The sequence below is a fragment of the Holdemania sp. Marseille-P2844 genome (genome assembly GCF_900120005.1).
GTDB lineage: Bacteria > Bacillota_I > Bacilli_A > Erysipelotrichales > Erysipelotrichaceae > Holdemania.
This window is the reverse complement of the sequence record NZ_LT635448.1, coordinates 241438-254956: the sequence shown is the minus strand read 5'-3', so window position 1 is coordinate 254956 and position 13519 is coordinate 241438. Positions and strand designations below refer to the sequence as shown.

At 48.4% G+C, this 13519-nt stretch carries 11 protein-coding genes and 1 pseudogene; 4 read left to right on the top strand and 8 right to left on the bottom strand.

Annotated elements, in window-relative coordinates:
• Nucleotides 1-44: 44 nt before the first annotated feature.
• From BQ7364_RS02060 to BQ7364_RS02050, 3 genes are all read right to left on the bottom strand, one after another.
• On the bottom strand, nucleotides 45-836 hold the full coding sequence (locus BQ7364_RS02060; RefSeq protein ID WP_072683168.1) for a MurR/RpiR family transcriptional regulator: 792 nt from the start codon (nucleotides 834-836) through the stop codon (nucleotides 45-47).
• 461 nt (nucleotides 837-1297) lie between these two features.
• Nucleotides 1298-2743: a M81 family metallopeptidase gene (locus BQ7364_RS02055; RefSeq protein ID WP_072683167.1), complete on the bottom strand. Its 1446-nt coding sequence runs from the start codon at nucleotides 2741-2743 to the stop codon at nucleotides 1298-1300.
• Nucleotides 2744-2854: 111 nt separating this feature from the next.
• Nucleotides 2855-4237, bottom strand: a complete 1383-nt coding sequence (locus BQ7364_RS02050) for a M24 family metallopeptidase (protein WP_083538368.1) — start codon at nucleotides 4235-4237, stop codon at nucleotides 2855-2857.
• A gap of 440 nt (nucleotides 4238-4677) precedes the next feature.
• Here BQ7364_RS02050 and BQ7364_RS02045 point away from each other — a divergent pair.
• The 4 genes and pseudogenes from BQ7364_RS02045 to BQ7364_RS02030 form a co-directional block, all read left to right on the top strand.
• A pseudogene (locus BQ7364_RS02045) lies at nucleotides 4678-6585 on the top strand (diguanylate cyclase domain-containing protein); the annotation flags it as partial.
• A 241-nt stretch (nucleotides 6586-6826) separates the two neighbouring features.
• Nucleotides 6827-7738, top strand: a complete 912-nt coding sequence (locus BQ7364_RS02040; protein WP_072683166.1) for an AEC family transporter — start codon at nucleotides 6827-6829, stop codon at nucleotides 7736-7738.
• A complete protein-coding gene (locus BQ7364_RS02035) occupies nucleotides 7732-8112 on the top strand; it encodes a cupin domain-containing protein (RefSeq protein ID WP_229100687.1) in 381 nt (126 codons plus the stop codon). Before BQ7364_RS02040 ends, BQ7364_RS02035 begins: the two co-directional genes overlap by 7 nt.
• 43 nt (nucleotides 8113-8155) lie before the next feature.
• Nucleotides 8156-8680: a signal peptidase II gene (locus BQ7364_RS02030; RefSeq protein WP_072683165.1), complete on the top strand. Its 525-nt coding sequence runs from the start codon at nucleotides 8156-8158 to the stop codon at nucleotides 8678-8680.
• 256 nt (nucleotides 8681-8936) lie between these two features.
• Here the strand turns inward: BQ7364_RS02030 and BQ7364_RS02025 are convergent, their stop codons facing one another.
• The 5 genes from BQ7364_RS02025 to BQ7364_RS02005 are packed head-to-tail and all read right to left on the bottom strand — an operon-like array spanning nucleotide 8937 to nucleotide 13445.
• Complete coding sequence (locus BQ7364_RS02025) at nucleotides 8937-10415, bottom strand: sulfatase-like hydrolase/transferase (protein ID WP_072683164.1); 1479 nt, start codon at nucleotides 10413-10415, stop codon at nucleotides 8937-8939.
• A 3-nt stretch (nucleotides 10416-10418) separates the two neighbouring features.
• Nucleotides 10419-11318 (bottom strand): alpha/beta hydrolase, encoded by a 900-nt coding sequence (locus BQ7364_RS02020; RefSeq protein WP_072683163.1) that lies wholly within the window; start codon nucleotides 11316-11318, stop codon nucleotides 10419-10421.
• 16 nt (nucleotides 11319-11334) lie between these two features.
• The gene (locus tag BQ7364_RS02015) at nucleotides 11335-12162 is read right to left on the bottom strand and encodes a PTS system mannose/fructose/sorbose family transporter subunit IID (protein ID WP_072683162.1); all 828 of its coding nucleotides are present in this window, start codon (nucleotides 12160-12162) and stop codon (nucleotides 11335-11337) included.
• Nucleotides 12159-12917, bottom strand: a complete 759-nt coding sequence (locus BQ7364_RS02010) for a PTS sugar transporter subunit IIC (RefSeq protein ID WP_072683161.1) — start codon at nucleotides 12915-12917, stop codon at nucleotides 12159-12161. Before BQ7364_RS02010 ends, BQ7364_RS02015 begins: the two co-directional genes overlap by 4 nt.
• A gap of 15 nt (nucleotides 12918-12932) precedes the next feature.
• Entirely contained in the window at nucleotides 12933-13445 is a 513-nt protein-coding gene (locus BQ7364_RS02005) for a PTS sugar transporter subunit IIB (protein WP_072683160.1), read from the bottom strand.
• Nucleotides 13446-13519: the final 74 nt, after the last annotated feature.

The window sequence follows — 13519 nt, the reverse complement described above, 5'->3', positions numbered from 1 at the left end:
TGTTTTCTCTCCTTTGCCCCTTCCGCAATGCGGATTGGCGGCGCTTATTGAGAGTCTCCATATTTTCTGACGTAGACGCTGTACAGCACATCCAGCACATAGATCGTTCCATAGGTATAATAGACGGATTTCGCTTCCTGCGACCGGTCGGCGGCGCTCAGATGATAGATCGTATCATAGACGTCGTCGAAGTCATGGCTGCGGTTGAGCGTAAAGAGGATTTTATACGCCGGATTGTCCCGCAGGTAATCGCGCGAAGCAGCGGCGAACAGTCCGGATCCGGAAATCACCAGAAGCAGATCCTCTTTCTGCAAATGCTTTACGAAATCAATATTCTCATACATATCGGAAACCATCCGGATGACCTTGTTCTGAAAGATCATCGAATGCTGGAACTGAGCGACCGAGGTCGCGCCGACGCTGGAGGTCAGAAAGACGACCTCGCGGGCGTCGTGAATCCGTTCGGCCAGCCGCTCGACTTCCGCCGTGTTCATGCGCTGATCCAGCTCGGCGATCATCGCGTTGATTTCCTGCGTCAAGGTTTCGCGGTAGTTCTCCCGTCCGGCATGCTTCTGAAAGCTTGCCCGCTGATCGTCGTACTGGGCGAATTCATCTTTAAACGCGACGAAGTTCTCATATCCGATCGCCTGACAGAACCGGCGGATACTGGAACGGGACACAAAACAGTCGGCGGCCACGTCATAAATATTGAGCCTCGACAATTCATGATAGTGCTCGAGAAAATATTCAGCGAGAATGAAATAGGGATCTCCCTGATTGTTTTCATTCAGCACGTTAAACAAGGAGTTCAGCAAACTGAGCCGATTGATCTTCATACCTAGGTTCCTCTCTGTTCTATTGAATCCTGTTTACCACTGTTGTCGCCTTCATCTTAGCATGCGCTTCCATCGTTTTGGGGTTCAGAAATCGACCCTGAATCTATGCCCGGAAATCCGCTTTTGTTAAAGGAGATCAAGCGCTTACAATCAAATTGGAAAAAGGCCGGGGAAAACAGGTTTCTGCACCCTTGAATGTACGGCAGTTTTTTTATCGTTGTCAACCCGGAAAAAGAAGAAATAAAAGGAAAAAAGCGAAAAAGCAGAAGGCGGGGATGAGCTTTGCGGCCAGCGAAGCGGGATAACGGCAAAAAAAGAACCGCGGCGATCACACCGCAGTCCGTAAAAGGGAATCAATAGAGCCTGCTTTTCGCCTCAGATACAGACAGAAAGCAGGATCATTGGAATTTTTTGTCAGATGAAAGTCAGCGCACTCAGGCTTTGGATCACATCGGCAAGGTCTAAATGTTGTCGATCGGATACATCGGGCGCAGAATCGTGCGGTACCGAATCTTTTCCGTGCGCTGGTTCGTCGCACCGTCGGTCAGTGACATCACGCTGAACTTCGCCAGTTCCTTTAAGCGCGGGTAAATGTAACCCTGCTTGACGATGATCAGATCATAATCAAACAGATTCAGACCGGCCGCGGTATATTGTTGATCCTCCGCGAAAGAAACGGCTTTTTCCGCGATGATCACGTCGATCGCCGTGCCGTCCAGCGTGATCGTCGTGCAGGTGCCGACGGACAGCGTTTCGCCATAATGGTGATGCAGCTCACCGGTCGCTTTGACCGTGCCTTCCAGATGCACCTTCGCCGACAATTCATCCAGATTCGCGCCCAACTCGACGCTGACATGGGTACCCGGCTGTTTGTCTTTCAAAGCCAGAGCGGTTTCCGCATCCGCGATGCAGGCGAATACAACCCGCTTGCCGTGCAGATCTTTCGCGGCCAGGCACTGCTTTAAAATCGTCGTGTTGCAGCCTGGACCGCCGGCGGTGCAGTTATCTCCGGAATCGGTGATGACGACCGGGGATTGAGGATATTCAACCGCCTGTTGGAACGCGTCTTCCGGCTCCAGCGCGTTGCCGGTAAAATGGAACTCCCGGCGCTTGCTCCAGGCAAAGGCCGCGATCTGATCAGCTTTCTCTTCCGCATACGCCCGATCGTTCTCTGTCTGCGGAACGACGATGACGCTGGCGCCGCATTTCGCGTTGTCATGGCGCACATAGCCGATATGATAGGAACAGCACAGAATCCTCGGATCCGCCTCGATTTCATCGAGCAGCTTGTTGATGGAAACCATCGGTTCATCCAGCGAAACACTGCGCTCCCCGCCGACTAAAATCGGAACCTTGCGGTACACCGGATGAATGTCGCGGCGGTTGTTCAGTAAGTCGATAAACAGCTTCGCTACCAGTCGGTGACAATCCGGCCGGTCGGTGTGGGGGGAATGGCGGAAAGTGCGGATAATCTGACAGTTGTCGGCCTGTTCCTGCGACAGATTGCCGTGCGGATCCATGACCATTGCGATCGGCAGGTAAGGTCCGATAAGCTTGCGGATTTCGCGGATGATCGTATGCTCGCCGCTGCCCCCTTCCAATCCGAGGACATTGCTAGCGCCATGCAGGAAGAAAAACATCCCGTCGATCTCGTCGATGTGTTCGCGCACGCCGTTCAGGAATTGTTCAAGAATGAAGTCGAACGCTTCCCGGGTGACGCGGCCCCCAGCCCGGCCGTCTGCGTAAATCGTCGGAATGACTTCGATTCCGGCTTCCTCAAACAAATCGCGGACATACAGCGCGTCGACGACGTCTTCGCCGGTTTTCATCATAAAATCCTGCAGCGCGCACGTTTTTTTCACGCGGGCGTTGGATTCGGCGACAAAGCCGCCAATTAATACTTTCATGTGGTGAACCCCTTTCTTCGTTTATTTACCCCAAGTATACGCATCCTGAAAAAAGAAAGGGGGTCAGAAATTGACCCTCAACTTTTTTCCATAAAAGAAAGAACGGAAAGCTCAGCGCTTTATTTTCAGAACCTTTTGACGGTTGAGCATCAGCGGCTGGTAGTACGCCACGGTATCGCACATCGGCAGCACGTCTTCATGTAAGATAATGCCCAGCTCCTTTTGAATATAAGCCCGGCGTTGGCGGATTGTATCCCACAAAATCGGATCTTCTTTCTCGATCTGACGGCGCAAAGCCTCATCCGCCAAAGCCACGGTGCTTTCCGCTCCGGTTCCCCCATAGCCTTGCATCGACGGGATGATGTCGATCTGAAAAAGCATCCCGCTGGCTAACGGAATCGTGGACCCCGGGGTGATCGGCGAACAGAGCCATTCCTCATCCGCGCTCAAATGTCCCGGATTCAGCGACCAGTGATACTGCGCCTTGGGCAATACCCTTTCGATACACTCGTACAGCTCGCCGCCCAAAAGGCCGACCTTCAGCGTTTCCAGCCATTCCGCGACGGCGGCATAATAGGGCATGGCCAGCTTTTCCAGATAATCCTGCGCGCCTTCCGGCAGCTGCGACGGATCGCTGACGGCATAGCCGGCCCGGCTGGTCAGTCCGCCCTTGTACCCGGTCGTTAACGACAGCTTATCGCCAAGTTGGATTGCCTTGCCGCAAGGATACAGATTTGCTTTTTCAAAGCGGTCGCCGGTGGAAAAGATCGTTACGACGCTCGGGCGCTGCCCTTCGGCGTTCATCAGCGAACCGATTTCCAGCTCGGTCTTTCCCGGGGCTAACGCTTCCATCGCCCTCAGCACGCAGTCGGAAGCCAGCGAAGCGCCGTATTCATAATGGATCAGTTCGTTGGCGTTGTTCGTGATCCGCGCGCCGTTACGCGGATCAATGAACAGTCCCGTGGCGTTGATCAGCCGGCCCCCGGCCTGACGCAAAGCCTCGACGATGAACGACGGCACGTCAAACAGCGTACTGTTTTCCTCCGTCTGGCTGGTGAACAGCTTCCAGCCGGCCACGCCGACCTTCATGCCGGATTCAATCCCGGCCTGCGTGAAAAAATCACAAAGACGGCCGTCATCCGTCATCGGCTGATTCGGCAGTGAGAAAAACGGAACATGCAGCATCGTCGCCGGAATCCGCGAATAGTTGACCATTTTCGTATTTTCATTTCCCAGCAGCAAGACCGCTTGGCCAGTCTTGAACAGCAGCAGCATCGACTCCTCAAAGCGGGTCAGAAAACCGGTTAAATACTCAAAGTTGGAACCATGTTCCAGATCACAGTAAACCGCCAGACAATCAAGCTGATGCTTTGCCATGCGGGCCAGAATTTTATCCCGCCGCTCCCGCATCGTCTGATCGCTCAAGAAGACCGGCTGGCGTTGTTGATGAAACCGCGGGACAGGCGCGCTGTCCCAGATTACTTTTCGTGTCATATTTTTCCTCCCTGAAGATAAACTTATCCAATGCCGGCAGGGCTGGCCAGAACCGGCCGCGGATTTTGTTATTCCGATTATAGCATCCCGACAGAGGCAACGCGGGACAATTTTCGCTCCTGACAAAATTTCATGTTCTCTGCGCCTTTTCCTCACTGCCACGCCGCGTAAAACCGAATCCGCCGGCAGACCGGCAACATTTCCAGCCGTTTTTTTCTCTTTCACACGCTTCTGATCCAGAATTAAGTTTGGTCGGCAAAGAGCCAATGTTGGAAAAAAGATTTGTATTCCCCAACGATTCCCCATACAATAAAAATAGAATTCAATCCTCTGGCTGCGGCCTGCCTCCCGGTTGCGACCCTCAGACGTTTTTTTGAACATACCAGAACAGAAGAAAGCAAAGGGGGATTTGCTTTTTCTCTGAATAAGGGGTGACTTCGATGAAGAAAAATATTCTGATCCGCACAAACTTGCTGGTGTGCCTGATCATCGTGATCGGCTTTTTAATAACGGCCTTCCTGAGTTATCAGATGAATTACACCGTTTCGCTGGATAACATTGAACAGGTTTCCAGTCTTACCTCCGAAGGAATCTATTACCAGCTCACAACATTGTTTACCAAACCGGTCAACATCTCGCTGACCATGGCCAACGACAGCCTGCTTCGCACAACGCTCTTGCAGGAACAGGAAAATCTGGACAGTTCCGAGTATATTGAGACACTGCGCGAGTATCTCAACAGCTATCGGATAAAATACAACTACGATTCCGTTTTTCTCGTTTCATCTGCGACCCATCGCTATTACAATTTTGAAGGTCTGGATCGGACGCTGGAGCCGGAAAATCCGGAAAATGACTGGTATTATGATTCCTTAAGTTTATCTCAGGATTACTGGATCAATGTGGATAACGATGAAGTCGCCGGAGCGAATAATAAGATTACGGTCTTCATTAATTGCAGCATCCAGGAGGATGACGGCACGCTTTTGGGCACGGTCGGCGTCGGCTTGCAGATTGATTCGCTGCAGGCGCTGATTCAGGAATATGAAAATCAATACAATGTTGAAGCCTATCTGGTTGATCAAAACGGCATGATCGAGATCGCATCGCATTATACCGGCTATGAAAAGGTCAATTTCTTTTCACTTTTCGATTATCCGCAGGATATCCGGCAATCGTTATTGATCTGGAATAAAGGCGAAGCCGCCGACAGCTTCTGGACCGCGCAGGATGGACGGCGTTCCGGTGAAGATTACCTGATCACCCGTTATATTCCCGAGCTGGACTGGCATCTGGTCGTCCGGCAGGATACCGGCAAGTTTCTGGCTGAGCTTAGACAGGAGATGCTGCGCTCGGCTTTGATCATCCTGATGATCATCATCTTCATCCTGATCGTCATCACCCGCGTCATCCGCAGCTTTAACCGCCAGATCGTCACGCTGACGCAATCCATGGAGCAGGAAAAACGATCCATCTTCAAAAAGGCGACCGAGGAGTTATTCGACGACATTTACGAACTGGACATTACACGCAACCGGCCGGCGAATGAAGCGACGGTTCAATATTTCATGAGTCTGGGCGCAGAAGCCAACACGCCGTATGACGAAGCATTAAAAATTGTAGCGGAAAAACAGATCAAAGAGGAATACCGGCAGGGTTATATCGACACCTTTAAGCCGGAAAATGTCATCAAGGCGTATGAAGCAGGGCAGGACACGTTAAAATATGAATTCTTGATGTCCACCGGCGGCGATTATTTCTGGATGCGGATCACTGCCCGGATCATTGCACAGAAGAGCGACGGTTCGCTGCACATGCTGACCTACCGCCAAAACATCGACGCTGAAAAACGGCAGGAGAACCGGCTGCAGGAACTGGCGCAGCTGGATGAAATGACCGGACTGCTGACAAAGACAGCCACCCGGCGGCACATCGAACATTTATTGAAAGAGAAACCGGATCAGCTGTACGCTTTCTTCATTCTGGATATTGATACGTTCAAGCAGGCAAATGATCTGTATGGTCATGCTTCGGCGATTCGGTGATAGAAAAATTTGCGGCCGTGCTGCGTGCTCAGTTCCGCGAACAGGATATCATCGGCCGGATCGGCGGCGATGAATTCGCGGTCTTCATTCCAGCGCCGGATATCGCCTGGGTAAAGAACAGAGCTCAGCGGTTGTTAAAAGCGCTGCACTATACGCACATGGCTTTGGGAAACAGCTGGGATGTCAGCGCCAGCATCGGCGTTGCGCTGACGGCGCGGGAAGCACAGGATTTTGAATCGTTATATCAGAAAGCGGACTCCGCCCTCTATATGTCCAAGAAAAACGGCCGCAACAATTACACGTTAAAGCCGTAACGGTGTGCTCAAACAAAGATCCGGGAATTCCCCAGGCGGAATTCCTTTTTCAGATCAGATTATTAAACCTTCCAAGAACAGACGAAACTTTCTCATCCTGTTTGACCCGGCGAGTCCGCAGACCGATTTCTCTGCATCTTTCACTTGCCGCAATTTTCTGACTTCATTTCCTATTCCCTGTGAAACCCTGTATAATGTCCTTAGTGAAAATTCAGCACAGGGAGGCTACCATGGAATCAGCGATTACAATCCTCAATCAAATCATTAAAATGTTCCTGATGATGGCCGTCGGCTATCAGCTGTATCGAAAGAAAACGATCAACGACGACACGACCGCCCGGTTATCCAATATTCTCTTAATGGTCGCTACTCCCTGCACGATTGTGACTTCTTTCAATCAGGAATATTCAGCAGAGAAATTACAAGGATTAATGTTCGCTTTCCTGTTAAGTCTCGCGGTATACGCCGCCAACATCCTCATCGCTCAGCTTCTTTTCAAGCCAGAGGAACGGGTTGAAAAATTCTCGCTGGTGTTTTCCAATGCCGGTTTTCTGGGGATTCCGTTAGTCACCGGCTTATTGGGGATTGAAGCGGTATTCTATCTCGCCCCGTTTATCGTCTGCTTCTATTTGTACGCCTGGACGTATGGCGTTGTTGTGATGTCGGGAAAGAAAGAAAACATCACGCTCAGAAAAATCGTGACGAATCCCTGCATCTGGGCCATGATCCTGGGCGTCGTCATTTTCCTGACAGTGAAACCGTCGCCGCCTTTTATGGAAGCCATAGAGTCGCTGGGATCCCTGAACACGCCGTTGGCCATGTTGGTGTTAGGAGCATATCTGGCAAAAAGTCCGCTCGTCCACATGTTCAAAAACAAAACGGCCTATCGCGTCAGCTTTGCCCGCCTGGCGTTGATCCCCGCGCTTTTATTGGCAGCGTTTTGCTTCATTCCTGAATCCTATGCCACGATCCGCACGGTCATTCTCATTTCTGCCGCGGCTCCCTCCGCGGTGCTGGCTCCGGTTTTTGCCCAGATGTTTGATCAGGATATTACATTAGGCGCACAGATTGTCAGTCTTTCAACACTTCTCAGCTTGTTCACCCTGCCGCTGGTCTTGTTTATCTCGGAAATGATTTGGTAAACGCCGCTGTTTTCGCTAAGCTGGATTCTGGAAATAAATTGAAATCCGGAGAGAGGAATTTTAATGCGAGGAAAGACATTACCCGTCAGGGCATGAATAACGAAACAGGGATGATGACCGCAAAAATGGATAGGGATGAACAAGGGAACATTTCCTGTGTTATTCATATCGGCGATTCTATTGACCAGAATCAGCGTGAAACAAGCAAGAATATAAACTTCATATTATCAAGACATGGAAAAGCCATTTGCGATGGAAAAGAAGCTGGTTTAAGAAAAGGAACTTGTCCTATTTGTAAAAAAGGTTCTGAGCCTGGCATCCTTAATCCGTACGATGAAGCTGTAAGCCTTATCACAGTAGTTGTAAAACGATAAATTGGGCTTGTCCGATAGAAAAATATGAATTTGAAGGGAGGTCATGTTTGTTAAAAAGTTTAAGCTTTTTATCATTCCCATATTATTTTTCATTCTGATAGATCAAACTGTAAAAATAAGGATATCAAGAGGATTCATGCAGTATGAATTCGATATCCTTTCTGGAATCCTCAGGTTTAATCCTGTATTAAATACACGTTTATCTTATTTTGGAAATTTTATTGAACTATTATCAGACTCCTTCGTAACGATTCTTCTAAATGTTTTTGCTTTAGGGATCTTGATATCGGGCTATTTATTGTATAAGAGAAAAATAGAAAATACTAGTTTCCCAGTAAAAATGATACTGATTTTCGGCTTAGCTGGATGCTTGTGCAGTCTGATTGATAAGCTGTTTTGGGGCGGAAGCTTAGATTTTCTACAAATTCCCAACTTCTTTATTTTTGATTTGAAAGACTGTTATATTACGATAGCAGAAATTCTATTTGTTATTCTTGGAATTTTACATCGCCAGGAAATATCAGTGAAAGAGTATCTACGTTTTTGCTGCAATAAGTTTAAATTGTAAAAATCCAGTTTCAAAAATAGATAAATTAGAAGCTGGAGAACTAATTATGGACTATATCGTTAGAAACATAAGACATTCGGAAATCCCAGTTGAATGAGTGGAACAAGGAATCAAATCAGATTTAAACACAAATGGTCAATCAAGCTGACATACAGACAATCGGCTCCGCAAATTGGATAAGCCCAATATTCAGGGAGAAAATCAACTTATTCACCTGATAAAATTAAAATCTGGAGCAAAGTCCAGATTTTTTATTTCATTCCGTTTGTGACAGCCCCATTCGAATCCATTGCTCCCTCGGTGCTTCAGATTCGATCATTTTTTCTTTCAATAATCGGATCATCCTCGCCCTTTCCTGCGGCCTGTCATCTATTAAATTCTGTTTCTGTTCGGGATCCTCGGTCAGATGAAACAGGAAGTCGCCATCCAGCGCGGAATTCTGATCAGTATGACAGGGAATCCGCAACACCGGCATTTGATGGGAAAATTGATTCAGCCGCACAAGCTCCGCGCCGTTTAATTCCTCCCGAGAGAAGAATTCCCGCATGTGCGTCGGCATCAGGGTATATTCCGCCAGCGGCTGGTTATCCGGCGTTCGATTGGCGCGCATATAAAGCCATTCGCCATCCGTAACATTCACATGACCGCCGAAGATTCCAAACAAAACCGCGTCATGAATTTCCCGATCCTGACTCACCACAGGAAGCAGGGAACATCCCGCCATGCCGGCGATTGGCGGAACCGCGAAATAATCCAGCAACGTCGCAGGAATATCCACCGTCTGCGCCAAGGCCGACCGGCGCTGGTTTTCAGGCTGCCCCGGCACATGGATGAAGCAAGGCATATGCACGATCTCATTATACAGCGGAGGTTTGTTCTTCCCCAGCCAGTCATGCTCGCCCAATAAGAAACCATGATCGGTATTCACGATCAGCAACGTATCCTTCCACATCTCATGGTCATCCATAAAATCCAGAATTTTGCCAAGATAGGCGTCGCACATACTGATCAGCGCGGCATATTCCTTGCGCAGATCCTCCAGTTCATCCAGACTCAGCTTACCTGTAAGCGGGCCATAGACCGGCCAGTTCAGCCGCGGCGGCTGCGTCAAACCATATAAATCACGATACCGCTGCGGAACCACAAACGGCTCATGCGGATCAAAGCATTCCACCTGAACGAACCAGTTTTCCCGGTTTCCATGCGACTGGAGAAATTCCAACCCCGCATTTATCGTCTTTATTGAAGAATAATCCTCTTCCCGACGCTGTTTTTGTCGATTCGCGTAATGCTGAACAAAAGAAATGCCGGGTTTCGTTAACGGATGTTGGCGCGGCAGCTTCAGGTCGATATCCCGCGGCTGCCAGCGATCCCCTTCCTGACCGCGGAAGCCTTCCCAGCTGTTATACCGGTTATGATATGTGGCTCCGCCGTCTTCAAAATAATGCGAATGATCCGTGATCAGATGGGTATAGATTCCATGATTCTTTAATTGATCCACAACAGAAATATCAAAGGGTTCCAGCGGTCCCCAGCTGCGGTGAAGAAAGTTCAGCTTTCCGGTATGCAGCTCGCGCCGGGCCGGCATACACGGCATGCTTCCTCCATAAAAATGATCGAAAGTGACGCAGTGTTCTTCCAACCGCTGAAAATTCGGCGCGATCACCCAGTCATTGCCATAGTTCGGCAGGTAACTGCGTGTCAGCGTGTCAAACATGATCATGATTGCCCGCATAATTTACTCCCACAACAGCTTCTTTCTTAAACCTGGGTTTAAAATTTGTTTCCGCCGCAGAAAATCTTCAACCAGATTCAGCGTGTCATAATAACAGATGTGTTCCTCGCTGGAATTCCAATTAAAGAATCCATGATCGCGATCGGGATAGACGACTAATTCGCAGTCATTGCCGACAGCACGCATTCTTTTATGAAATTCCTTAATACTCTCCACAGATACCGCGCGATCCGCTTCCCCTTGTATCAGCAGCGTCACAGGCAGACCTGGGCGAATATATTCCATTGGAGATAACGTCTCTAATTCCGGATCATCAAATTTTGGCATTTTCTTTTTCAAGTCCTTAATCTTCTCCTGTTTGCCGTTAATATTGATTGTATCATCCTCCGACAATCCGTCAAAGGATGAACCCAGGGATGAAAACTGAATTCCCGGATTATATAAAATCATTGCGCAGGGAACGGAGGATTCATCACTTTCATCTAACGAATTGACCATAGCTGCCACACTGGCCATCGCTCCGCCCGCAGAACCACCCGCTACCACAATCCGTTTCCGGTCAATTCCCAATTCTTCCGCATGAGCGATCACATAGCGGAGCGCTGATTTACCGTCAAGCAGACAGTCTTTTACTGTAATTCCCGGCAGCGTCGTCAACCGGTAATCCGGCGTTAACGTTACCATGCCTAAATGAGCGAAGTATTCCGCCTGCATCCGAAAATGACTGGGATTTCCTTTATAGAATCCCCCGCCAAAGTAGAACAGGACGGCTGGACGGCAATCTCCCGCAGCCCAGCTTTCTGGTTTAAAGATGGACATCATCAAATCCTTTTGCGGTGTTTTTTGATAACAGAGAGTTTCCATCATTACATCTGAATAGACGTTTTCCTTAATGACTGGCATATTTATCGCTCCTTACTCACGCTAAGATCCCTGTAAAATATCCGATCGTAGAAAGAATTAGAAACAAACCCATAATCTTTAACGGTGTTACCTTTTTCTTACGAATCAGCCAAAGAGTTCCGCCTAAAGCCGCCATCGTCAGCAAACCAGGATAGACTTTATCGAAAAGCGCTTGAACGTTAATCTCCAATTCTCCGAAAGTGAAAGATAAGCCCGTAGTAACGTTGGCCGTACTGGCCGTTACCGCACCGACGACCAAGATCCCTAGGATTTCAACCGCCGAGATAAAACGATCTTTAATTCCGGATGAAATAATTTGTTCCGCACCGTTGATTCCCATTTGAACGCCAGTTTTGAAAAGCGACCAGGTCAGAGGATAACAAATCAGGAAATACGCGCCGATCAGGAAAAGAACGCCAATGACCGATCCACCATCACTGAGACTGATGGCGATAGAAAGCAGGATGGGGATCAATAACCCCTGAATCAGGGAATCGCCGATCCCTGCAAAGGGCCCGGCCAGTGCGGTTTTCACGCTTTGGATAAGTTCATTGGGAATCTCATCCGTTTTCGCTCTTTCCATTTCCAATCCCAGCACAATCCCCGGCACAATAATTCCGACTGTCGGCTGTGTATTGAAGAATACACAATGATTCTGACATAACTCGATTTGTTTTTCAGGATCATCCGGATACAGTTCTTTGGCCGAGGCGATCATCATGTTGACCATGCCCGGGCCCATCATTCTTTCCATGGTAAAGCAAACGCCGGAACCGAACAGGAAACTCCACATCGTCTTCCGTAAAAAGTGTTTATCCTTACTTAAATTCTGCAACTGAGTCATGCGTTTTCTCCCGCCTTTCCCTGAATCATAAAAATCACATAAGCGATCGCGCCGCCAATAATCGTAATCGTAATGACGTTAAGCCCGACAACTTTAAGTAAAGCGAAACCCAATACGAAGAAGATCAGCTGACTGTTATTCTTCAACAGACTATTTAATAAGATCGCAAAACCCAGTAACGGGATGATTTTAGTAAAAACCCCCAGAATTCCCATGATACTGGCGGGAACTGCGGATACGATGACGTCAATCGCCGCTGAACCAATCAAACACAAGATCGTAATGATTGACATGTTGATCACCAAATTCAGCGCGGTAGGCACTGCAAAATGTGTCCAGTAAGCCTGTTTCAATTTTCCTTTGGCAATCAGATCATCTGCTTTGTGCAGTATAATTTGATTCACATTCATTAATAAGACCTGGAGCATCTGAGCCAGAAAGCTGAATGGAACCGCTAAGGCAATCGCCACTTCCGCATCGCCGCCCTGAAGCAGCGCCAGAGGAATCGCAAACCATTGACTGATGTCAATCGGCGGCATGGATGCGATCCCGCCGACATTCATCGTCCCAATATACATCGCCTGCAATACCGCTCCCACCATAATTCCTTTGGTTACATCCCCCATTACAAGACCGCAGATCATTCCCGCGATCAATGGTCGGCGGAAAATCTGGAAGCCCCAATGTCCAAGCAAAGCATGAGAATTCATAAGCCACCCAAAGAAGCCGAGCAGCAAGGCTTGAAAGATACTCATTAAGTTCTCCTCCTCTTATAGTTTGTTAAATTTTTGTTGGATTCGTTCACGGATTTCAGACCATTCAGTCCGCGCCGAATTGGGAATCATCTGCAGCCATATCCGGACACCCGCTTCTGTCAGTTGTTCGACAGCTGTGAATTCATCCCTCGTGAAATAAGTTGCCGGTACGATCTCTACGCAAACTCCCGCATTTTTCCGTTGGGATAAAGATGCAATATTTAAATCTTTATTCAATTCAGGAATTCTTTGAATTAATTCGACCATGGGTACCGGAGTCTTCATTAAAATTAATGTCTTCACGGCATTGTTCAGCGCTTCTTTTACTTTATCGACGCCTTCGTTTAAAGTATAGACCGCGGCCTTCATGGTTTTCGGGACAGCCATCGTAAAAATTCTTTTTAACAGTGCATTTTCGGCAGTGGCATCGTCGATAACGATAATCTCCTGTATATCGTAGGTCTTGACGATTTGAGTCATACATTGTCCGTGGATCAGCCGTTCATCGCTGCGAATGAGTTGAATCATAGAGAGTCCTCCTGTTTGTTTTCAGCAAATTTTGTAAGCGCTCGCTTTGCTTAATTCCAGTTTATATTTCAATC